This is a genomic window from Paenibacillus sp. P32E (genome assembly GCF_001909085.1).
Lineage (GTDB): Bacteria > Bacillota > Bacilli > Paenibacillales > Paenibacillaceae > Paenibacillus_AQ > Paenibacillus_AQ helianthi.
This window is the reverse complement of the sequence record NZ_LVYY01000024.1, coordinates 120,555-142,669: the sequence shown is the minus strand read 5'-3', so window position 1 is coordinate 142,669 and position 22,115 is coordinate 120,555. Positions and strand designations below refer to the sequence as shown.

Genomic DNA, 22,115 nt, shown 5'->3' with positions numbered 1-22,115 from the left:
ATGTTAAATAAATGAACAAGATAAAGGATTACAATCTTCCGTCCGTCCGTCTAAGCGCAGGGATGTACGCATTAACTAAACTGTCTGCCGCCGGTTTGACATTTATGCTGGTCTCCCTCGTGATGCTGGGATTCCCGCATACCGATGGCATCCCGGAAGGCTGGCCAACCTCAGTACCTTACGCCATCTATGCCTACGGACTGCCGGCTGCGCTGGTCGCGGATGCGTTGCTGCGCGTGTTCCGCTCCACTTCGCTCGTCCCGGCTCTCCTCCTGTACGCGGCCGCCGGCTATGGCGCAGGCCTGTGGATCGCCTCGGAACAGGGAGGGGATGCGGTAACCTGCGGCATCGGTGGAATTTTTGCTCTGCTGCTGTTCCGGCTTGCACAGCTGGCCGGAGAGCGGCAGCCGCTCCTGCTTCCGGTATTTGCCCTGTTTGTCCCGCTGCTCTGCCTGGTGCTGTTCTAAGCTGCGCTTAGGGGGAATGTCCCCCCGCTTGGCTGCATTTGCGCATCGCGAATGCACAGTGAGTTGGGATGTGTTGTGAACACCCCAGCACCGTTAGAGCCTTGCAAACGTATAACACCGCCCTGCCCTCCGGGCTCAGAGCGCCTCGATGATATCCCCGGCGGTCAGCGCCGCCGGATCATGGCGCATGCGGGCAGCTCTCTCACCCGCCAGCCCGTGCAGATAGACCCCAAAGGCCGCTGCCTGCGCGGCATTCAGCCCCTGTGCGAGTAATCCGGCAATGATGCCGGTCAGCACATCGCCCGCACCGCCGGTTCCCATTCCCGGATGGCCCGTGATATTCACATAAGCCTCACCTTCAGGTGTTGCGATGACTGTATGGGCTCCTTTGAGCACGAGGGTAACCCCGTGCTCCCGGGCATAAGTAAGCGCCAGACCGATCCGGTCCCGCTGCACCTCAGCCGTGGATAGCCGGGCCAGCCGGGCCATTTCCCCCGGATGAGGTGTCAGGATCACCGGATGGCGGCGGCTTGCCCAGGAGCCGTACTCACTGCCCGCCAGAATGTTCAGTGCATCGGCATCGATGACGAGAGGGGCTTCGATGCCTTCCCACAGCGCACGCAGCCATTCCCCGTCACCTTCAAACCGGCCAAGCCCCGGTCCTACGGCAGTAACATCTCTTCCGCTGCTGAGCCGCAGCACTTCGGCGGCAGTCCCGGCGCTCCAGGCTCCGTTCTCTCCCCCGGCCGCTGCCAGCATCAGCTCCGGGGCCGCTCCGATGACATAGGGAAGCAACATCGTTGGCAGCGCCCAGGTCACCAGGCCGCAGCCGGCGCGCAGCGCAGCGCGGGAAGCGAGCAGGCCAGCGCCGTTCATGCTTAAGGTTCCTGCCGCCACCAGGACATGCCCGTAGGTGCCCTTGTGGCCCTCCGGCGAACGGCGGCGCGACACGTCGACCTGCAGACGTGTCCTTAGCACCTCCGGCGTCAGCAGGCTGGCCGGGATGCCGCTCTCCCGGGCCAAGGCAGCCGGGATGCCGATGGAGCGGACCACCACCTGCCCGGCGCTCGTTGCGCCGGGATACTGCAGCAGCCCGCGCTTCAGGAACGCGAGGCAGACCGTCACTGCCGCATGAATGCAAGGCTCATGCGCCCGGCCTGTGTCCGCATCCAGCCCGCTCGGGATGTCTGCGGACACAATCGGTTTGCCGCTGCCGTTCGCAGCGGCAATCAGCTCCGCATAGGCACCGCGCGGGGCTCCCGCGCTGCCGGTGCCGAGCAGCGCATCCAGGATGCCGCTGCATGCGGCAAAGTCCACCCGGTCCCGGCCGTAGACTACGGCGGGCAGGCCCATGGCTGCAGCAGCATTCTGCTGCAGCGCGGCTTCGCCGGCCAGCGACTCCGGCGCGGCCGCATACACCAGCGTGACGGCGATACCCGCCTCACGCAGATGCCTGGCGGCGGCGAGGCCATCGCCGCCGTTATTGCCTTTGCCGACCAGCACGAGCCAGTGCTCGGCGCCGGCATGCTCCAAGGTCAGCGCGGCATCGCCGCTGACCGAGAACCCCGGCGGCTGGACCCCTGGGCCGCCGCTTCCCAGTGCCCCGGCGTCACCCCGTCCGCCTGGACCATATGCTCCGCCGTTCCGGCTCCTGCCCGCAGCGCCGGCATCTCCCCGCTCCAGCTCGCGCGTACCCGCAGCTTCGCTTGCTCCGCCTGCCTGATTCCAAGCAGCAGGGGTACCGCCTCCGCCGGCTTGGTACCGGCAGAACCGGATGATCTCCTCCGCAATGGCCCTGCCGGCATTTTCCATCAGCGCGATTGCAGGAATACCCAGCCGCTCAATGGTCTGCCGGTCCAGCTCCCGCATTTCCTCTGCAGTTACCACATACATAGCCCAGCCCCCTTTTTAATTGCTTTGTTTACAACATAAAATTCTTATCTTTCAAAAAAAGCCCTCCGGTCACGGAAGGCCACCTATTCATATGGTGCAGCGGGTTCTGCACGGTTAGCCTGTACCCGGCTCAATACCCAACCGTAAACCGGTTGCGGCTGAAATTCCCCTCTTCCAGTTCGTCAACAACAGCTACGGCAAAATCCTCCACGCTGATACTGCTGTCCCCGTTCTCATCCACCACCAGCCGGTCCAGGCCGATACGGAACTGTCCCGTCCGGCGGCCCGGGCGGATCGTGGCCGGCGGGCTGATGTACGTATAGTCGAGCGCAGAGCCGCTATAGATTTCATAGGCATGTCCATGCGCTTCCGCAAGCGGACGGAACTTCTCCGGGAATCCCGGCGAATCCATGAGCCATTCACCCGACTCCGTCTTCAGACTTCCAGCTCCGCCAACCACAAGCAGCCGCTGAAGACCGGCAGCCTGCAGACCCTCCAGCAGACTCTCAGCCGCACGCACCAGGTCATTCTCCCGCCCGGCAGCGGGGCCAAAGGCGCTGATCACCTCTTCATGTCCGCGCACTGCCTCCGCTACCGTCGCCGGGTCCAGAATATCGGCGGTGGCCACATGCAGACGCTCATGCTCCAGCTCTAAAGAGGCCGGATTCCGGACTACGGCGGTGACCTCATGTTTTCTTTTTAACGCTTCTTGCACAATAGCTCTGCCAATCGTTCCTGTTGCCCCAAAAACTACAACATCCATATCCTGAATGCCTCCCTTTCTCCTGCTGTATCTCCAAACGGTTACCCTATATTAGCGCCGCAGGAACATTCCCTGCGAATCAGGCATGATGAACAGTACCTGCAAATCCTGGCTGCTATTCTGTTACCAATATATATGACCTCACCACTGCCAAGCAAGAACGCCCATCCCATGCACAAGGAGTTGAAACATTATCCGTGGTGCGACGTACAATGACTCAGAGAACCTGTTCTTATAAGCGTACTTGCAAGCTGCGAATATTCTAAGCCCATGCTCGTGGGTAACTTTGGAATAAGATCATATTATGATGTGGAAAGGTTTGGTGAAGTAATCATGACTCCAATAGGAAAACTGTTCAAGTGGGGCACCTTTGCTTATGAGGCTTTTCTGGCACTGCCGTTGATCGGGGGCGCTTTTGTTGTCGCTAATGCCTGGGTGCCGCTGGGTGTTGCCTTTTTGCTGCATGCCGTAGCCGTAGTCCTGCTGTTGAAAGAGCGTGGCCCTTTTATCGGGAATGTAATCGGGGTGATCACCTCGGTTGTCGGTTTAATTCCTTTGGTCGGATGGATTATGCACGTTATTACTGCAATCATTCTGCTTATTGAGGGTATCTTCGCGCCACGGCGCACCCCACGCTACTAAGGGCGGAGGCATAGAAATCACAGAAGAAGGAGTACAACCTACCTCCATTGATAAAAGGTCTACACGAGGCATATTGCAGTCCAGGTCACTTATGAGGATCTGGATTCTTTTGCCTGGCTTGAATGTATTCCAATTCCGGCGGTTTCCTCTCAGGAGCAGAGGCTGAGTAGAAATGTTTCTCCTCCCCACCTTCAAGCGAGCTATAGGCTTTCCGTTTTTTATGCGCAGCATCAAAAGACTGGACCAAAGTCGGGCGGATTTTCAGACTTGGGGTTAGTGCTCATACAAGAATATCCAGTTATACTGAAAAAAGATCGGTAAAGGGGAGAGAATAATACAATGAAAAAACAAAGCTTTATGAAATCCTGGAGTCTGCTTATGAAGTCTCTTCCAAAAGGAATCCTAGCATTTGTAATTGCAGTTACGGGAATATGCGTAAGTTTGCCTCTGATCATATTATGGATTGGGTTACCCTTGCTGGCAGCAACACTTGCTGCGTGCCGCAGAATGATGGTACAAGAAGAACTAGTGGTGGATCACTGGATTCGCGGAGATCATCAACAGCCTGAACATACAGGCGGTCCAGCACCTCTGCGCACGGATGGCCCAAGGTCGTTATTCACACTTCTTAGTCAAGGAACAACATACCGGGGACTTATCTATAGCGTAGCACAGCTTCCCATAGGGATTCTCGGTTTTACATTGGCTATCGTCCTGCCGGCTACAGCCTTTGGGATTTTACTGTCTCCATTAGCCTATCTGGTGAGTGACAGACTGTTCTCCTTTGATCTTTTCGCATCCGATACCACTCCGCTTCTCTTTCTGTACGACTTGTCATCGTTCGAGCGCTCCTGGATAGCCGCTGGCATTGGATTAGTGTTAACCTTATTACTGCCGTTGATCTTTCGGAAACTTGGGCAGTTATACGCCGCATGGGTGCACACGGTATCCAGCACATAATACGTCTCCCTTTTTCAGAGAGAGCAAAGAGGTGGACAGCAAGAAAAAACGAAGATCTTTCTGAAAAAATCAGAATGGACCTTCGCTTTTTATTGATAGGTGCCTCTTGATAAGCCTTGCTTCTATCCTCGCCCCGCAGAACGGGAATCGGTCCGCCGGCTTCCGGCCTCTCCACTATAACGTGCATTTGCAGTACTGTAGCATAAGCTTCTTTGAATCAGCTTCGACAAAACTGGCTTCGAAAGCCTCCTCACCGCGAAGTCTTGCGGACCCAGCGCTGCAGAGTGTTGATTACGAGCAGCATCAGAAAAGAGATCAGTAGAAGCAGCAGTGCTACTGCTGTTGCCCCCGCATAATCGAATTGCTCCAGCTTGGACATGATGAGCAGCGGCGCAATCTCCGTGCGCATCGGCATATTTCTTCCACTTCTAATTCTCAGGAATACGCATATTCTGTATCTCTTGTACACCAGGCATAAACCCAAGGTTAAAATACACAGATTCCGCATCATTACCTTCCATAACATACAATCTCAGCAGAGGATATTTATCTTTCAGAATCGTTAAGGCCCTTTGTAACATGCGGGTAGCCAGACCTTTTCCTCTATGGGCAGGTGTAACCCCAATACTATATACCGCCGCTACGTTATCCTGCAGGCATAGGCGGCAATTTGCAATAAGCTGACCTGAATTCTTATCAAATACCAGGGTGGAGGCCTGAACTAATATTTCATTAGCATAATTAGGATCTTCATGGGGGATAAAATCCTCTAAAGAGGACTTTTTCCGCCTGACCGCTTCAAAACCTCCCCTAAAGCTATCAAAATCACAATGGGCAATCTCATTTTCGAGAATGAACCTCTTAGTCCCTTGACCATTTTCCAGAATTTCCGGACTCTCAATTCTTAAATCGTCATCCCAAACCACTTCAAAATGATCAGTAGGACGCTGCATCCACCGGCATCTGAACTCATCCGGCCAAAAGCCTGACCTCGCAAATAACTGAACCTGATCCGGAAGAACCTCATATGTCCTGATAGGCTCAGTCCGATCTGACCAATGTGTCAACAGTTCCTTGAGTTGCTTCAATACCTCAAAGGAGTCGTTAAACGGAGGGATAAAAAATAAATGGTAAATCACGTTCGGTGACATTCTGACTCCGCCTATTTTGGTTTCCCCTTTATAAATCCAAAATGCATTTTTGCGCGAACCCGCAAAGCCCTCTTCTCTAAAAAATCCGGTATACTGCATATTATAATATACAGAGCAAAATACTCCCCATTCTTCCGGCTCCGCCTTTCGGATCAAATATCCACCCGATAAATCATACATAATTGTATCAACAGACCAATCGCTTAATCGCATAATACACTCCCCCTTGTTCATGCAACAAATAGTACCAATCAGATTAACCGTTTACAATATATAAAATGATTATAGAAAAATTCCCACCATCCTGGAGCAAGAAAAAAGACCCCCACTCGAATTTCGAATGAAGGTCTTGCATTATGCTTCTATCCTCGCCCCGCAGAACGGGAATCGGTCCGCCGGCTTCCGGCCTCTCCACTATAACGTGCATTTGCAGTACTGTTCTCAAAACGCTTGCGTTCTGTCCGCTCCATCTGTACAATTTGTCCTTCGTGTACCACAATATGCAGGGACCCGAATTCCATATCATCCAAAAGCTCCGCAATCCGCGTAAGCCATACCTCATCCACTTTCAGCGGCTTAGCCATTCTCCAGCCTCCCTTTCCCCGGACAGGGGATTCTCCACCAATCCCGTCATAACCAACCTGTATACTATGTTTTAACTTAGCATGGAATCAAAAGGGCTGTCAATGTGCATTTTTGCGTGTAAGCCAGCTTTTTACGATCATCGTTACCAGAGCCAGCAACAGCAGCAGGGAGGCCACGGCGAAGGAAGCCGAAAACTGATACTCGTTATACAAAATTTCGACATGCAATGGCAGCGTGTTCGTCTCCCCCCGAATGTGCCCGGAGACAACGGATACCGCACCGAACTCCCCCATCGCCCGCGCGTTGCAGAGGATAATCCCGTACAGCAGGCCCCATTTAATATTCGGCAGGGTTACCCGCCAGAAAATCTGCCAGCCATGCGCCCCCAGTGTGATAGCCGCTTCTTCTTCCTGCGTGCCCTGGTCCTCCATTAGCGGAATCAGCTCGCGGGCCACAAATGGAAAGGTCACAAACAGTGTGGCCAGCACAATGCCGGGGAGGGCGAATACAATCTTAATGTCATGGGCGCTGAGCCAGGAACCGAACCAGCCATTAGAGCCGAATACAAGCACAAAGATAAGTCCGCCAATGACTGGCGATACGGCAAAAGGCAGATCAATCAGCGTAATCAGAAACCCTTTGCCGCGAAAACGGAACTTGGTCACCGCCCAAGCCGCCATCACCCCGAACAGTGTATTCAGCGGTACGGTAATCACAGCAACCAGCAGCGTCAGCCGGAGAGCGGAAGCGGCATCAGGATCAGTCAGCGCTGCCAGAAATACATCCCAGCCCCGCTTCAGCGCTTCTGTCAGCACCACAATCAGCGGCAGGGCAATCAGCCAGAACAGCACAAGTGCGGCCGCAGCGACCAGCACCCATTTCACGGCAGAGGACTCCGTCGTTGCGGGGGAGGCTGCACTCCGGTGCGCCCTGGGAGCAGCCATAGGGACAGTACCAGCCATGATTTCACCTCCTGAAAGTTTTGTAAGCATAAGCTTCATAGGTTTACTTCGTACAAAACTGGCCTCGAAAGCCTCCTCACCGTGAAGTCTTGCGGGCCCAGCGCTGCAGTGTGTTGATTACGAGCAGCATCAGAAAAGAGATCAGCAGAAGCAGCAGCGCTACTGCGGTTGCCCCCGCATAATCGAATTGCTCCAGCTTGGACATGATGAGCAGGGGCGCAATCTCCGTGCGCATCGGCATGTTGCCGGAGATGAACACCACGGAGCCATATTCCCCGATCCCGCGGGCAAACGCCAGCGCAAAGCCGGTTAGCAGCGGCGGGAACAGTTCCGGGAGCACGATGCTGCGGAAGGTCCGCCAGCGTCCCGCTCCCAGTGTTGCCGAAGCTTCCTCCATATCCCGGTCGAGGTCCTCCAGCACCGGTTGTACGGTGCGGACCACAAAGGGAATGCCGATGAACATCAGTGCGAGTGTGATCCCGAGCGGGGTAAATGCGATCCTTAGCCCCAGCGGTTCCAACAGGGAGCCGATCCAGCCATTCTGTGAATACAGCGCCGTCAGGGAGACACCCGCTACAGCTGTCGGCAGTGCAAACGGCAGATCGATCAGGGCGTCAAAGATCCGTTTGCCCGGAAACTCATAGCGCACCAGCACCCATGCCAGCAGCAGCCCCAGAAAAGCATCGGCTAAGGCTGCCGCTGCCGCAGTGCTCAGGCTGACCCTGTACGAAGCCAGAACACGCGGGTCCGTAGCGATATCCCAGAATTTTGCCCAGCTGAGTCCTGTCGAATTGAACAGCAGTGCCGATAGCGGCAGCAGTACGACGAGACTCAGATAGAGTACGCTGTAGCCCATCGTTAGTCCGAAGCCCGGCAGCACCTTGCGCCGTACCGCAGCCGTAGTGGTGACATTCATGACCTATTCATCCCTTTCCGCCTTCGGCATGTAAGCCGATCAGCTTCCCTGCACAAGCCTGCTTGCCATAACTCTTACCATTTCTTCTGTATTTCGCCCATCCCGCTCTTATTTGGCTCCAGGCACATAGATCTTGTCAAAGATTCCGCCGTCATTGAAATGCTTTTCCTGCGTTTCTTTCCACGTTCCGAATTTATCCGCCAGCGTGAACAGCTTAATCTCAGGGAATTTATCCTTGTATTCCTCTTTTACACTCTCAAGGGTCGGACGGTAGTAGTTCTCCGCAGCGATTTTTTGCCCCTCTTCGGTATACAGATATTTCAGGTAGGCTTCTGCGACCTCACGGGTACCTCTTTTATCTACAACCTTGTCAACGACGGCAATCGGTGGTTCGGCCAGAATGCTCTCGGACGGGTTAACAATTTCGAATTTGTCCGGGCCCAGCTCTTTAATCGACAGGTAGGCTTCATTCTCCCAGGCAATCAGCACATCACCGATTCCACGTTCTACAAAGGTCGTTGTTGCCCCGCGCGCCCCGGTATCCAGCACAGGCACATGCTTGAACAGCTCCTGGACAAACTCCTGCGCCTTAGCTTCATCATTATTGTTGTGATCAAGCGCATAACCCCAGGCAGCAAGGTAGTTCCAGCGGGCGCCGCCGGATGTTTTCGGGTTCGGGGTAATGACCTCTACACCTTCTTTTAACAAATCCGGCCAGTCCTTAATGCCTTTGGGATTGCCTTTGCGTACAAGAAACACAATGGTCGAGGTGTATGGGGAGCTGTTATGTTCGAATTTGCTTTCCCAGCCGTCATTGATCAGCCCTTTATTCTTCAGTGCGTCAATGTCATAGCCCAGGGCCAGGGTAACGACATCCGCTTCCAGGCCCTCCTGGACCGCCCGGCTCTGTGCGCCGGAGCCGCCATGCGATTGTTTAACCGTAACCTTCTGGCCGGTCTCCTTCTCCCAATAGGCAGAGAACGCCTTGTTATAATTCTCGTACAACTCGCGTGTAGGGTCATAAGATACATTCAGCAGCTCTACCGGATCTTTCGCCGGTGCCTTGGTAGCTTCAGCCGCTCCTGCCGCATTGCTTGCTGCTGGCGCATCTGTCTGGGCGGCCGCCCCGTTATTCGAATTATTGTTGCCGCAAGCGGCAAGACCTGCCGTCAATAGTAATGTGAAACCAGTGATAAGTCCCTTCTTGATCCCTTTCTTCATCACAGCTTTCTTCATCACAAGCCACTCCCCTGTCCTTTTCTCTTGGCCGTTCTATTTGTGACACCCCATGAAGTTCCGATAAGCCTGCTTGCCCCTTGCATTTCAGCAAAAATAGACGGAGGAAGGCCCACTTATGGCAGGTCAAACCGGTCCTGTGGACACGTGTCTGCGAGCTACTGGCGGGCGTTCCTCCGTCTGTACGGTAAGAACTTTATTCTATTATCCCTACCCATTTAGTGGGTTATGAAAATATAATACTGAAACCTCATCAGACTGTCAAACCTTTTTTTCAAAATAGCGGAAAGTCGGTTTGCGGCGGTTCTGACGGCTGCAAGTGGCGGCGGTTCCTGCAAGATCCACTTGTTATTGAAGCAGTAAATGTAATATTATTGCTACATCTTATTGGTCAAAGGGGAACTGCTTTACCATCCTTATAAGAGACGGAATCCGTTCTCAGTGAGAAATAGAAGGATGATTTATAGCGTGAACCATATAAGTCCTTATCTTTCAAAAAAAGCCGAAAGTACCGCAATAACCGGGGGAGACAAACATGGGAATGAATCTGGAGTATGTACCCGTGCCCGTACCTGTACCCGCACCCTCGCCGCAACGGCCACGTCTGCACAGGCGAATTCTGGGAGGGACGGCAAGGCGCATCCTGGACACGTACCGTTATGACACACAGTTATGGAGGACGGCGCTGGCCGGTCCTTGGGTCATATGCTTTTTGATGTTTACAGCAGCTATCCTGGGCATTCCTACCGGACTCGGAAGCGCTGCCGATATTATGCTTGCAACTACCGCCGCGACCCTCATTCTAGGGTTTGCAGGAAATATTCTTGCTGTATTGCTGGCCCTCACAGGACTGCGCATCCCGCGCCTCTACGCGGGCTCTTTATTGAGCACTTTGGGGATAGTCCTACTAATCTTCTACGATGCGGATTTGGAGCTTGAAGCTGCAGCTGCCGTAGCTATAGTCGCCACTGTTCTCGGAGGGCTGGGCGGCGTGGCTCTGGGACTCCTGCGCACCCGGCGGTTCACTCTGGGGCTGGTGCTGGCTGCCCTCTTGCTGGCATCTCCGCTCGCCCTCCTGATTGGTGGCTCTGATGATGATGTGCCAGAGGTGACTGCTGCTGCCGGAAACCCCGCGCCCATCCCTGCCGAAGATCCGGGAGAGCCGGGGAACTATACCTACCGCAGCTTCACCTACGCCAGCGGCCAGGATCTGCATCGGACCGAATATGGCGATGAAACAGAGCTTATAACGTCCAATGTGGATGCCTCTGCTTACATTAAAAGCTGGCCCAAGCTCCGCACCTTATTCTGGGGCTTCGACTACAGTGCGCTTCCTGTAAATGCCCGCGTCTGGATGCCGGATGGAGATGGACCCTATCCGCTTGTGCTCATGGTGCACGGCAATCACATGATGGAGGATTACTCAGAGGGAGGCTACGCCTACTTGGGCGAGCAGCTCGCCAGCCGCGGGTTCATCGCGGTTTCACTGGATGAGAACTTTCTGAACTATTCCGCCTGGTCAGGCATTCCGGACAATGACTTCAAGGTGCGCACCTGGATGATTCTGAAACACCTGCAGCAGATTGGCGATTTTACGGAGCAGTCCGGCAACCCTTTCTATCACAAGGTGGATTACACCCGGACCGCGCTGCTCGGACACAGCCGCGGCGGGCAAGCCGTTGCCATGGCCGCTGATGCCGGACGGTGGTTCAAGAACGACCCGGCTTATGCCGCCACCCGCCGGTTCCACATTGCTTCTGTCATTGCGCTCGCGCCTACCGACAAGACGATTGATGATCAGCAGGCCCGCCTAGTGGATGTCAACTATTTGACCCTACAAGGCGCACGGGACGGGGATGTACATGATTTCTACGGAGACCGGCAGTATATCCGTTCTTCCTTTACCGGGGCTGCCTCCTCGTTCAAAAGTTCACTGTATATCGCCGATGCTAATCACAGCCAGTTCAATACCAGCTGGGGACTGTATGACCAGTCGCTTCCGGCAGGACTGCTCCTGGACCGTACAGAGATAATGAATGGTGAGGCCCAGCGGCAGATTGCCAAGGTGTACGTTAGCGCCTTTCTGGAGACTACCCTGTATGGAGAGGAAGTCTACCAGAACCTGTTCCGCGATTACCGCAGCGGATTGCAGTGGCTTCCGGATACTGTATACTACAGCCGTTTCCAGAGCGGGGATTATATTCCCGTAGCCACTTTTGATGAAGACCGCAAAAAAGACACCGTCACCGGCGGAACCGCTGAAGCAGCGGGACTCATCTGGAACGAAGAGGTCGCCAAGGACCGGGAGTCCAACAGTAAAACCACCTATGGGCTTCTGCTGGAACATAAGGCAAAGGACAGCGCGGTGGCCTCTTACAGCATCAAGCTGAAGGACAGCGTGACTGGCAGACTTGCCGAATCTGGGGCGTTGGGACTGACGTTCTCCATGGCTAACCGCAATGCCGATACTGGAGATGCTGAGGATAGGCCGGAAACGGCGGTCTCCCCCCATGTGGAAGTCGAGCTGACGGACAGTAATGGTGTATCCGCCCGCCTTCCGGTGAATGAGTTCATGGATATTCTGCCTTTGCCCCGGACCCGGTTCACGATCCTTCCCTGGCTTGAAGAGCGGATGAGCGACGGCAAATACGGTGATCTCTCGGAAGCGGTGTTTCAGACCTATGAGCTGCCTTTTGCACGCTTTCTCGAAGAAGATCCTCGGTTTGAACCGGATAAACTGAGCGAAATCACCTTTTATCTGCAAAAGGGCGGTGACAGAATTATGCTGGATGATATCGGATTCTATGATAAAGGAAATGCAATGGAAGGGTCCAAGCAAACCGCAATTATACAATAAGCAAAAAGTTGTCACACAAGTGGACCCGCTACATTTATATCTAATAAAAAGTGCCTCCTATCTGCCGGCAGCAAGCCGCATAGGAGGCACTTCTAGGTTACAGCTGCTTCAGGCAGACCGGTGACGGAATTTCCAGCTCATTGCCAGTAGGAATCAGTCTTCCGGTATCCCTGTCAATTCTAAACGAAACGATATTGTCGCTGTTCTGATTCGCCGAGAGCAGCATGCCGCCAATAATGGCGAAATTGCGTGGTGTCCGGCCCCCCGAAGTCACCCAATCCTGCGGCTCCAGCAAGCCCGTGGCTGCGTCGATATAGAACACAGCGATGCTATCATGCCCGCGGTTGGAAGCATACAGGAAACGGCCGCACGGGGATACATGGATATCAGCAGCTGTGTCGTCGCTGCCGGCTGCATAATGCTCCGGCAAAGAGCTTACGTTCTGCAGAATCTTCAGATTAGCAGACGTTTCATCGTAAGCAAATACAGTAATTGTGCTGTTCAGCTCATTAATCAGATATAACCATTGTCCCGAAGGATGTCCGGCCAGATGGCGGGGACCCGAGCCTGGCGGGAGTGGAACTTCTCTGTGAGTGACCAGCTTGCCGTCCTCCAAGCGGTAGGACACAATCTGATCCAGCCCCAGATCACAGACCAGCACATGGCTTCCGGTCCGGTCAGGAATAACCGAATGGGGATGCGGCGCTTCCTGCCGGTCTTCCCTTATACCCGAACCCTCATGCTTCACTTGGGCGGACATCTCCAGGAGCGAACCGTCCGCATTCACCGGAAAGACGTTGACGTTGCCTCCCGAATAGTTGGAGACAAATATGTAATCCTCTTGCGGGGAGATCGACACATAGCAAGGAGCGCCTCCATCTGTTGGCCTGCTTCCCAGCAGGCGCAGTGCTCTGCTTCCGGGCTCAATCGCAAAAGCATAGACCTCGCCCTCATCCTTCTCACTTACAGCATATAGTACCGTTCCTGAACGGTTCACTGCCAGATATGAGGGATTCTCAATGCCCTTGGTGTTGTTCAGCACCCTCATTTCTCCGGTATCCTTGTTCAGAGCCCCCAGTATAATTGCTTCATGATCTGCGCTGTTATAGGTTCCTGCATAGAATAGAACTTCATTAGGCTGTTGCATGTCTGCGTCTCCTTTTATTGTATAGAGGTACGTAGTTCCATTTACTTCTTATATACCCTTTTTCCTAATACTCTTTACCCGGGGAACCCACCCGCGGTTCCCGGTCTTTTTTCACTATAACATGATTATGTACCCAATACCTCACCCGGTTTAAACAGCCTATTTCAGGACATAATGAAGTACTAGTTATTAGGATGCCTACAATATTTGACAATGGTTTAAACGCCCGGCTTGAGGTTAATAGTAACCATCGAAGATAACAAAAACCCAAAGGAGCTGAAGCATAATGAGTTTATTATGGATGTTGATTGTTGGTGGCGTAATTGGTTGGTTGGCTGGTCTGATTATGGGCAGAGATATTCCAGGTGGTGTGATCGGTAACATTATCGCCGGTATTCTCGGTTCATGGCTTGGCGGAATGCTGCTGGGAAGCTGGGGACCTAAGATCAGTGATTTCTACGTCTTCCCTTCGCTAATCGGTGCAATCGTCCTAATCTTTATCGTCAGCCTGATTCTCCGTTCGGTCGGTGGACGCAGCCGTTCTTAAGGTTTAGCAGGAGTGCAAGTAGAAACGGATGTGCTGTCCTCTAAGGGACGTACCCGTTTCAGTGAGAAACCCGCCAAGGTCCCTCTTGGCGGGTTTCTTGCGGCTTAATCCGTTGTCCGGCAGGCAGGAATTACTGGATTACCGCCAAGAAGCGTTCGATGTTTTGCCTTCTTTTTTCTGCTATAATGGAAAAATAAGTGACACATATCACAGAGAGGAAAGTGAATCATGGGCAATATCAACCCTTCACTTCTGCATATCGGCTCCACTGTGGGGGCTCTATTCATGGCGCTGATGGTTATTTTCATCCGCCTGAAGGCTAGCTCGCGTCCCGTGACGATCCGCAAAATATGGATTCCGCCGCTCGGCATGTCCACAGGCTTTGCCATGTTTGTTGTACCTGAAGTCAGATTCCCCTTGTGGTGGGCAGCGGCGGCTTTTCTGATCGGCTGGTTTATATTTGCCTATCCGCTGATTCGCAGCACTAAGTTTGAAGAACGGGAGGGCCAGATTTTTGCCCGGCGTTCCAAAAGCTTCGCCTTCATTCTGCTCGGATTGCTGCTGATCCGCACCCTGCTGCATGAATTCATCAATCAATATGTATCCATTCCGCAGTCAGGCGGACTCTTCTTCATTCTGGCCTTCGGCATGATCCTCCACTGGAGATTCTTCATGTATAAGCGGTACAACCAGATGGCTCCACCGGAATCCCGCATCCCGCAGCCCCGGGGTTGATACCTATTCATAGAGCAAAAATAAGGAGCATTCGGAGCTTGGCGGGCTCAGGAATGCTTCTTTATATTTTTTCCGTTTGTCAACTTACATTCCCCCTTCCCACTAGTTTGCATATAATATCAGTAGACCGCCCAGGCTTTTCTAACTTCCCGTGTCATTTGTGACAGAATATGAACAGAGCGGCAACCCTTTTTTGTTCCTGATGTCAGGTAACTTACGATGAGATCAGTTAGAATATAAGCAGATATCCTTTTAGAGAGTGGGGACATGGCAATTGAAAAGTAAATCAAGAAAAGTGGCGATCGTCGGCTCGGGAATGGTCGGCTCCAGCTGTGCCTATTCCATGGTCAATCAGGCAATATGCGATGAGATCATGATGATTGACCGCACGTATGACCGCGCGATGGCACAAGCACTTGATCTCTCGCACTGCATGGATTTCACCGGAACCCGTACCAAGGTATATGCCGGCACCTCCAGCGATTGCGCCGGAATGGACGTTGTCATTCTGACAGCAGGTGCCAATCCCATGCCGGGACAGAGCAGACTGGATGTTCTTGATGCTGCTGCAGTGATTACGAAGGAAATTATTACGGAAATTATGGCTGGCGGCTTCGATGGTATCTTCGTGGTTGCTGCTAATCCTGTTGATATTGTCACCTATATGGTATGGAAAATATCCGGACTGCCGCGCCACAGAATTATTGGCACCGGAACCTCTATCGACTCTTCGCGCCTGAAGACGCTTCTGTCAGAGGTATTCACCATCGATCCCCGCAGTGTCAACGGTTACGCGCTGGGCGAACATGGTGAATCCCAATTCGTGGCCTGGTCCCACGTAACGATCGGCGGCAAACCGATTCTCCAGATCATGGCGCAGCACCGCGAGCGGTTCAGCACCCTCGATCTGGAAGACATCGCCCGCAAAACTAAGGATGCCGGCTGGGAGATCTTCACGCGCAAGGGCTCGACGCATTTTGGCATCGGCAGTGCGCTGGCCTATATCACCCGCTCCATCCTGAATGATGAGCATAAAATCATTGCCGTCTCCGCCATATTGGACGGAGAATACGGGCAAACCGGTGTATGCGCCGGAGCACCGGCGATTATCGGCAGCGGCGGGATACAGGAACTGCTCGAGCTGAACCTGAGCCCGGAGGAATCCACGAAGCTTGAGGCTTCCTGCCATATTATCCGGCGTGGCATAGAGAGCCTGCACCTGGAAGAAAAGGTGTAATTACTCCCTGCAAGTTGAAACGGCTATGCCATACTTGATAGAAAGGTATCCGTTTCAGCGAGAACGATAAGAATCATTTATTGCGCAAAGCCTATAAATGCTTATCTTTTAAAGTAAACACCCCTCGACTTCACACGGCAGTGTGTAGAATCGGGGGGTGTTTTCATCTGGTTTCATCTGTTTTTATGCGCTTGGATATAACCTTAACCTTAACGGAATTTCTCAATCTCGCCTTTTAGCTCGGACATCATCTCATTCAGGGATTGCGCTGAGCTTACGACCTTTTTCATAAGTTGCATCTGCTCTTCAGAAGCATGGGATACCGCATGGGCATTCTCCGCTGAATCCTTGGCAATGGTCAGCATATCGGAGACCGAAGCCGTAATCTCCTCCGTCCCCGCAGACATTTGCTCATTAATGGCGGAAACGTCCTGGATCTGTGTAGAAACCTCCCGTATGGAGGAACGGATGTGCTCGAAGGATGTACCCACATTTTTCATTTTGCCCATACCATCGCCAATTTCAGCGATGCTCTTGTCCATAGACAATGCAGCATCGGTGGTAGAGGTTTGAATCTGCTTGATCAGCTCCACGATATTTATAATGGAGGTGTTGGTCCGCTCAGACAGCTTCTTGACTTCATTCGCCACGACACCGAAGCCCCGTCCATGCTCGCCTGCACGGGCAGCTTCAATTGAAGCGTTGAGCGACAGGAGTCCGGTCTGATTCGCGATTTCAGAGATGACATCGACAATTTGTCCGATCTGCTCAGATTGCTGGGTCAGCGCTTGGATGAGCTCAGAGGTTTGACCGGCTGTTGTGGTAATGACCGTCATTTGCGCCAGCGTAGATTGAATCTCCAGATAACCGTTTTCGACCTCTGCACTCACAGTTTCTGCCTGATCGGACACACTTACGGAGGATTCCGCGATTCTCTGCAGGCCGACAGCCATTTCTTCGGTAGCGCGCGCTGATTGCTCCGACCCTTTGAACTGCTCCTTCATGCCATGTGCAACCTCTTGGATTACAGTAGCAATTTCAGCCGAGGTATTGGAGGATTGGTTGGCGTATTCCAGCAGTCCTTCGGCAGCGGCAGCTACCTGCAGCACTGTGGAATCAATGGTTCCGACAATCCCTGACAGTGAAGTAACCGTATCATTGATACTCTCGCTCATTTGCCCGATCTCATCCCCCGAACGGACAGCAACCCTTTCACTCAGATGGCCGCCAGCCACTCTTTTCATTACGCCGGAGATCGCTACCAGCGGCTTAACCGCCATGCGCGTAAGATATAAAGAAATCACACTCACAATCAGAATGATGCCAATGATTAATATCGTGGCTAAGCGCTGAGCAGAATTCACCTGGGCAAAAATCTCGCTTTTCGGCACATTGATCATCAGCTTCCAATCCGTACCGGGAATGGTCTTGAAATATGTAATGACCGTCTTACCGTCTTCACCTGTATAGGTTTCCGAGCCGCTCTCGCGGCTGAGAATAGCGGTGACAGCCTTCTTCATCTCCGGCTCCTTGGCATAATCGGCGATGTTTTTGCCAATCCGGCTCATATCCGAATACGCATAATAGTCTCCCTTACCGGAAACTACATAGCCGTAGCCGCTCTCAGCCACATGGATGCTTTTGCTCATCTCCTTCAGGATATCGGGTGTAACCGAAAACGCAATCCCTCCGGTAAATTGCTTCTGCTTATCCACTACAGGTACGACGAGCGGAATGATGTACTTTTTGAGCGGCTCCAGGTACGACATATCACCTACTGCCGGTGTAAGAGACTCCTTGGACTTTATGAAATAGGCTGATTTCGCCATATCGGCCGTCAGGTTCATCGTATTGGTCAGCAGGCCCTCTTTGTTAATGACACTGTACCCCTCGGACTGGGTGTCACTCTCCTCAAGCACCTTCACTACCGGAAAAATGCTCTCCGGCTTCGCTGTGTCAAACTCCGGATGCTGCGCGATGAGCTCCTGTACAGCCGAGGTCCGGCCTTTCAGCCATTCATCGATCCGGGAAGTGTTCATCTCCAGGATTTTGGTAGCCAGTTCCTCGCTGTCCGACCGGGTCACACCACCGAAATACTGTATCAAAAAGATGGTTGTCCCCAGCAAGGGCACGATGGAAATGGCAAGAATCACAAGCGACCATTTGGTTTGCACGGATGTTGATTTTCTTCCTTTTGCTTTCATTTTCATTTTTTCCGGTACATCTGTCTTATCCACCTTAGTTTCCCCCCAGCAAAACTGATAATGATCTTCCATATGCTGTAAATCTATAGTGTTATATCGGCAATAACAGACAAAAAACATTAGTTTCCACATAAAAAATAAGCCTCGGGACCCACAATTTGGGATCTCGATGCTTATTTTTTTCATACTATTTATTTGCTTGGTGCAAAGGAGAATGGTTTACACCGCTTTGGGAGCCTGCAGGGCCCGTACACTGTTCAGAACCGCAAGCACGGTCACCCCCACATCCGAGAAGACGGCTTCCCACATCGTGGCGATTCCGAATGCGCCAAGCAGCAGAAATATAGCCTTCACTGCAAGGGCAAAAATAATATTCTGCCAGACAATAGTCCGCGTACGCTTGGCAATACTGATCGCTGTAGCAATCTTTGAAGGCTCGTCAGTCATAATTACGATATCTGCCGCTTCAATCGCTGCATCCGACCCCAGGCCGCCCATGGCGATGCCGACATCTGCTCTGGCCAGTACCGGCGTATCATTAATCCCATCGCCCACAAATATTATTTTTTCCCGTTGTGACTTTTCCCGCTCCAGCTTCTCAATGGCCTCCACCTTATGCTGGGGCAGCAGCTCAGCGTGGATCTCCCCTATGCCCAGCTGCTGTCCAACCGCTTCCGCTACGGCCAAGGCATCTCCTGTCAGCATCACAGTTCTGTGAATCCCGAGCCGTCCTAGGGCCTGAACCGCCTGAAGCGAGTCCTCCTTCACTTCATCGGCAATCACCAGATAACCCGCATACTGCTTATCTACGGCGATATGAACCACGGTTCCGTGCGCTTCCGGCGTCCGGCTGGCAATGCCTTCACGCTCCATCAGCCGTGCATTTCCCGCCAGTACCGCCCTTCCCTCTACCGTAACGGCGATACCATGACCTGATATTTCGTTGTAGTCCGCTATGGCCTCACCAGGAATCTCTTCACCGTAAGCTGCACGGATGGATTCCGCAATCGGATGGCTGGAGTGGCTCTCTGCATAGGCAGCGGTCCGCAGCAGATCATTCTCCTCAAATCCCTCGGTAGGGTAAATCCCCGCCACCTTGAACTCACCTTTGGTGAGCGTTCCCGTCTTATCAAAGACAACAACCTTAACATCGTTCAAGGCCTCCAGGAAATTGCTGCCCTTGACGAGAATGCCACTTTTGGAAGCTGCGCCAATACCGCCGAAGAAGCCGAGCGGTATCGAGACGACCAGCGCGCAAGGGCAGGAGATGACGAGAAACACGAGTGCCCGGTAGATCCAATCCGAGAAGGTGGCCCCGCTCAGCACGAGCGGAGGGATGACAGCCAGCAGCAGCGCCGTAATAACCACTACAGGAGTATAGCCTCTGGCAAACTTGGTGATGAAATTCTCGGTTTTCGCCTTATTGTTGGAGGCATTCTGCACCAGCTCCAGAATCTTGGAGACCGCCGATTCCCCAAAGTCCTTCGTGACCTCAATCGTAACTACACCATTGCGGTTAATGAAGCCGCTCAGGACCTTGCTGCCCGGTTCAGCAGCGCGCGGCACCGATTCCCCGGTCAGCGCTGAGGTATCCATCATGGCGCTGCCCTCAAGGATAGTTCCATCGAGCGGAACCTTCTCGCCCGGTTTGACCACAATATGGTCGCCGATATTCACTTCTTCAGGCGCAACACGTCTTAGACTGCCGCCTTCCTTCAGATATGCGAATTCTGGACGGATATCCATCAGTGCCGAAATCGAGCGGCGGGAACGGTTGACAGCCAGACCCTGGAAGAGCTCGCCCACCTGATAGAACAGCATAACGGCAACGCCTTCCGGGTATTCTCCAATCGCGAATGCCCCTATCGTCGCCAGCGCCATCAGGAAGTTCTCGTCGAAGACCTGACCCCGGATGATGTTGCGGGCAGCAGACCAGACCACTTCGCCTCCAACCATCAAATAAGCAGCCAGAAAAATCAGCAGCTCCGCCATTCCGCTGACCGGCAGGAACATTCCGGCAGCCGCAAGAACGGCTCCGGCTCCCAGACGAAGCAGGATACGCCGGGTGTCGCCTTCGCCATGCTCATGGCTATGTCCATGGGCATCGCCGTGCTCATGGGCTTCATGGCTATGGTCGTGAGTACCGCTGTGGCTGTGGGCAGCCACATGATCATCGGCACTATGATTGAGGCTCTGCACATCAGCTTGGCTGTGGGCTTCATGGCTGTGTCCATGAGCAGCTTCAGATTGATGAGTGTGGGCGGGGCTACTTCCCTGTTCCGGACTGCTGCCTGCCTGGGGCTGTCTGCGAACGCCTGCCGCCTTCAATTCCTTAATCTTCACGTGAGGCTCAAGTGTGTTCACCGTCCGCCGGGCTTCGGCAGATACAGCTTCAGCATCGGCCGCTGCGGTTTCCAGCGTCATCAGCTTCATGGTAAAATTCACTGAGCAAGATGCGACTCCCTCAATTTTTTTGACCTTATTTTCAATTTTCATGGCGCAATTGGCACAATCCAGCCCTTCCAGCATCCACTGTTTTCTTACATTTCCTTGGACCGCATTCAAATGACTCATCTCCTTGGTAAAACCTATATATGAGTATCTGTTCATATGTTTACTTACACACATTATATGCCCCTCAATCTTGGAGTGTCAATGCAAAGTGCATAGTTTCTCCTTTTGGGTACAAGAATAGCCCTGGCAGAAAAAAATAAGCAGATGATGACTACGAAGTCTGATGATTATCTCTTGTAATCTGCTTTCATCCGGGATAATATTAATATATGAGCAATCATTCATATGTTTTACAGAAAGGGGTCATTTTATGAATAACCACAATCATCCGGGTCATTCCCATGAACATCAACCGCATCACCAAGAGCACAGGCATGTACATAATGAAGGGCATGGGCACAGCCATTCCGGCCACTCCCACTCCCACGCGCCAGATAACAAAAAGGGCCTATTGATCGCTCTGATCATTACCGGAGGTATTATGTTCCTCGAGTTTTTCGGAGGACTGGTCACAGGCAGTCTCGCTCTGCTCTCCGACTCCGGGCATATGCTGAGCGACACCGCCTCTCTGACCTTAAGCCTGGTGGCGATGATTGTCGCTGTTAGACCGCCCTCATTGAAGAATTCCTACGGCTTCTACCGGTTTGAAATTATGGCCGCCTTGTTCAACGGAGTTACACTGTTTGTTATTGCCGGATTTATTATATGGGAGGCTTGGCAGCGGTTTTTTGCACCGCCGGCGGTAGCAAGCGGCACTATGATGATTATTGCGGCTGTAGGGCTCCTGGCCAATCTGATCAGTGCCTGGTCCCTTATGCGCAAGAGCGACACCAAAGAGAACATCAATATCCGCAGCGCCTATCTGCATATTATGGGCGATGCCCTTGGCTCTGTGGGCGCACTGCTTGCCGGATTAATTATGAATCTGTTCTCGTGGTATATCGCCGACCCCATCATCAGCGTACTGGTGGCCCTGCTTATCCTTAGAGGAGCATGGGGTGTTCTGAAGCAGGCCTTTCATATCTTAATGGAGGGGACACCTGCTGCCATTAATACAGAGGAGATCAAAGAGGCTTTGCTCCGCATCGACGGCGTCATCGGCGTCCATGACCTGCATGTCTGGACCATCACTTCCGGGCTTGATGCGCTCAGCGGGCATCTGCTGATCAGGGATACCGCCGACCCTCATAGCATTCTTCAGCAGGCCGTCTATCTTGTGGAGGACCAATTCGCTATTCAGCACACCACGCTGCAGATCGAGAATTCCTCCCTGAAACACAGGGAGCTTAAAGTGTAACT

At 53.0% G+C, this 22,115-nt stretch carries 18 protein-coding genes and 1 pseudogene; 8 read left to right on the top strand and 11 right to left on the bottom strand.

Going from position 1 to position 22,115, the window contains the following annotated elements; all coding sequences use genetic code 11:
• The first annotated feature begins 11 nt into the window (after positions 1-11).
• Positions 12-467: a hypothetical protein gene (locus A3848_RS20445; RefSeq protein WP_074086696.1), complete on the top strand. Its 456-nt coding sequence runs from the start codon at positions 12-14 to the stop codon at positions 465-467.
• Positions 468-602: 135 nt separating this feature from the next.
• On the opposite strand, the gene A3848_RS20440 is transcribed toward A3848_RS20445, so the two are convergent.
• Positions 603-2,360: a bifunctional ADP-dependent NAD(P)H-hydrate dehydratase/NAD(P)H-hydrate epimerase gene (locus A3848_RS20440; RefSeq protein WP_074086695.1), complete on the bottom strand. Its 1,758-nt coding sequence runs from the start codon at positions 2,358-2,360 to the stop codon at positions 603-605.
• Between the two features lie 130 nt (positions 2,361-2,490).
• Positions 2,491-3,123, bottom strand: a complete 633-nt coding sequence (locus tag A3848_RS20435) for an NAD(P)-dependent oxidoreductase (protein WP_074086694.1) — start codon at positions 3,121-3,123, stop codon at positions 2,491-2,493.
• Between the two features lie 333 nt (positions 3,124-3,456).
• On the opposite strand from A3848_RS20435, the gene A3848_RS20430 reads away from it, so the two are divergent.
• Positions 3,457-3,765, top strand: coding sequence for a hypothetical protein (locus A3848_RS20430; RefSeq protein ID WP_074086693.1), 309 nt, complete (start codon positions 3,457-3,459; stop codon positions 3,763-3,765).
• A gap of 339 nt (positions 3,766-4,104) precedes the next feature.
• Complete coding sequence (locus A3848_RS20425) at positions 4,105-4,725, top strand: sensor domain-containing protein (protein WP_074086692.1); 621 nt, start codon at positions 4,105-4,107, stop codon at positions 4,723-4,725.
• A gap of 250 nt (positions 4,726-4,975) precedes the next feature.
• Here the strand turns inward: A3848_RS20425 and A3848_RS20420 are convergent.
• From A3848_RS20420 to A3848_RS20395, 6 genes and pseudogenes are all read right to left on the bottom strand, one after another.
• Positions 4,976-5,215, bottom strand: a pseudogene (locus A3848_RS20420) (sulfate ABC transporter permease subunit CysT); the annotation flags it as partial.
• Positions 5,154-6,089: a GNAT family N-acetyltransferase gene (locus A3848_RS20415; protein ID WP_074086691.1), complete on the bottom strand. Its 936-nt coding sequence runs from the start codon at positions 6,087-6,089 to the stop codon at positions 5,154-5,156. The pseudogene A3848_RS20420 and the gene A3848_RS20415, both read right to left, overlap by 62 nt.
• Before the next feature lie 149 nt (positions 6,090-6,238).
• On the bottom strand, positions 6,239-6,460 hold the full coding sequence (locus tag A3848_RS20410) for a YezD family protein (protein WP_074086690.1): 222 nt from the start codon (positions 6,458-6,460) through the stop codon (positions 6,239-6,241).
• A gap of 99 nt (positions 6,461-6,559) precedes the next feature.
• Positions 6,560-7,423 carry a sulfate ABC transporter permease subunit CysW gene (cysW, locus tag A3848_RS20405; protein ID WP_074086883.1) on the bottom strand — a complete coding sequence of 288 codons (864 nt, stop codon included), beginning with the start codon at positions 7,421-7,423 and terminating at the stop codon, positions 6,560-6,562.
• Between the two features lie 76 nt (positions 7,424-7,499).
• Complete coding sequence (gene cysT, locus A3848_RS20400) at positions 7,500-8,339, bottom strand: sulfate ABC transporter permease subunit CysT (RefSeq protein ID WP_074086689.1); 840 nt, start codon at positions 8,337-8,339, stop codon at positions 7,500-7,502.
• A 108-nt stretch (positions 8,340-8,447) separates the two neighbouring features.
• On the bottom strand, positions 8,448-9,560 hold the full coding sequence (locus A3848_RS20395; RefSeq protein ID WP_074086882.1) for a sulfate ABC transporter substrate-binding protein: 1,113 nt from the start codon (positions 9,558-9,560) through the stop codon (positions 8,448-8,450).
• 550 nt (positions 9,561-10,110) lie between these two features.
• On the opposite strand from A3848_RS20395, the gene A3848_RS20390 reads away from it, so the two are divergent.
• On the top strand, positions 10,111-12,432 hold the full coding sequence (locus tag A3848_RS20390; protein WP_083612259.1) for an alpha/beta hydrolase family protein: 2,322 nt from the start codon (positions 10,111-10,113) through the stop codon (positions 12,430-12,432).
• Between the two features lie 97 nt (positions 12,433-12,529).
• Here A3848_RS20390 and A3848_RS20385 read toward each other — a convergent pair whose 3' ends face one another.
• Complete coding sequence (locus A3848_RS20385) at positions 12,530-13,579, bottom strand: lactonase family protein (RefSeq protein WP_074086688.1); 1,050 nt, start codon at positions 13,577-13,579, stop codon at positions 12,530-12,532.
• Between the two features lie 286 nt (positions 13,580-13,865).
• Between A3848_RS20385 and A3848_RS20380 the strand changes: the two genes are divergently transcribed.
• The 3 genes from A3848_RS20380 (at position 13,866) to A3848_RS20370 (ending at position 16,098) form a co-directional block, all read left to right on the top strand.
• Positions 13,866-14,126, top strand: a complete 261-nt coding sequence (locus A3848_RS20380) for a GlsB/YeaQ/YmgE family stress response membrane protein (RefSeq protein WP_074086687.1) — start codon at positions 13,866-13,868, stop codon at positions 14,124-14,126.
• A 228-nt stretch (positions 14,127-14,354) separates the two neighbouring features.
• Positions 14,355-14,861, top strand: a complete 507-nt coding sequence (locus A3848_RS20375; RefSeq protein WP_074086686.1) for a CcdC family protein — start codon at positions 14,355-14,357, stop codon at positions 14,859-14,861.
• 274 nt (positions 14,862-15,135) lie between these two features.
• Complete coding sequence (locus tag A3848_RS20370) at positions 15,136-16,098, top strand: L-lactate dehydrogenase (protein ID WP_074086685.1); 963 nt, start codon at positions 15,136-15,138, stop codon at positions 16,096-16,098.
• Positions 16,099-16,307: 209 nt separating this feature from the next.
• Here the strand turns inward: A3848_RS20370 and A3848_RS20365 are convergent, their stop codons facing one another.
• Entirely contained in the window at positions 16,308-18,335 is a 2,028-nt protein-coding gene (locus A3848_RS20365; protein WP_083612258.1) for a methyl-accepting chemotaxis protein, read from the bottom strand.
• A gap of 186 nt (positions 18,336-18,521) precedes the next feature.
• Complete coding sequence (locus A3848_RS20360; protein WP_074086684.1) at positions 18,522-20,867, bottom strand: heavy metal translocating P-type ATPase; 2,346 nt, start codon at positions 20,865-20,867, stop codon at positions 18,522-18,524.
• Between the two features lie 259 nt (positions 20,868-21,126).
• Between A3848_RS20360 and A3848_RS20355 the strand changes: the two genes are divergently transcribed.
• A complete protein-coding gene (locus tag A3848_RS20355) occupies positions 21,127-22,113 on the top strand; it encodes a cation diffusion facilitator family transporter (protein WP_074086683.1) in 987 nt (328 codons plus the stop codon).
• The last annotated feature ends 2 nt before the right edge of the window (positions 22,114-22,115 follow it).

Bases quoted from the DNA above. Each gene is read 5' to 3' on its own strand.
- A3848_RS20445 (WP_074086696.1), top strand. From the start codon at position 12: ATGAACAAGATAAAGGATTACAATCTTCCGTCCGTCCGTCTAAGCGCA.
- A3848_RS20440 (WP_074086695.1), bottom strand. From the start codon at position 2,360: ATGTATGTGGTAACTGCAGAGGAAATGCGGGAGCTGGACCGGCAGACC.
- A3848_RS20435 (WP_074086694.1), bottom strand. From the start codon at position 3,123: ATGGATGTTGTAGTTTTTGGGGCAACAGGAACGATTGGCAGAGCTATT.
- A3848_RS20430 (WP_074086693.1), top strand. From the start codon at position 3,457: ATGACTCCAATAGGAAAACTGTTCAAGTGGGGCACCTTTGCTTATGAG.
- A3848_RS20425 (WP_074086692.1), top strand. From the start codon at position 4,105: ATGAAAAAACAAAGCTTTATGAAATCCTGGAGTCTGCTTATGAAGTCT.
- A3848_RS20415 (WP_074086691.1), bottom strand. From the start codon at position 6,089: ATGCGATTAAGCGATTGGTCTGTTGATACAATTATGTATGATTTATCG.
- A3848_RS20410 (WP_074086690.1), bottom strand. From the start codon at position 6,460: ATGGCTAAGCCGCTGAAAGTGGATGAGGTATGGCTTACGCGGATTGCG.
- cysW (WP_074086883.1), bottom strand. From the start codon at position 7,423: ATGGCTGGTACTGTCCCTATGGCTGCTCCCAGGGCGCACCGGAGTGCA.
- cysT (WP_074086689.1), bottom strand. From the start codon at position 8,339: ATGAATGTCACCACTACGGCTGCGGTACGGCGCAAGGTGCTGCCGGGC.
- A3848_RS20395 (WP_074086882.1), bottom strand. From the start codon at position 9,560: ATGAAGAAAGGGATCAAGAAGGGACTTATCACTGGTTTCACATTACTA.
- A3848_RS20390 (WP_083612259.1), top strand. From the start codon at position 10,111: ATGGGAATGAATCTGGAGTATGTACCCGTGCCCGTACCTGTACCCGCA.
- A3848_RS20385 (WP_074086688.1), bottom strand. From the start codon at position 13,579: ATGCAACAGCCTAATGAAGTTCTATTCTATGCAGGAACCTATAACAGC.
- A3848_RS20380 (WP_074086687.1), top strand. From the start codon at position 13,866: ATGAGTTTATTATGGATGTTGATTGTTGGTGGCGTAATTGGTTGGTTG.
- A3848_RS20375 (WP_074086686.1), top strand. From the start codon at position 14,355: ATGGGCAATATCAACCCTTCACTTCTGCATATCGGCTCCACTGTGGGG.
- A3848_RS20355 (WP_074086683.1), top strand. From the start codon at position 21,127: ATGAATAACCACAATCATCCGGGTCATTCCCATGAACATCAACCGCAT.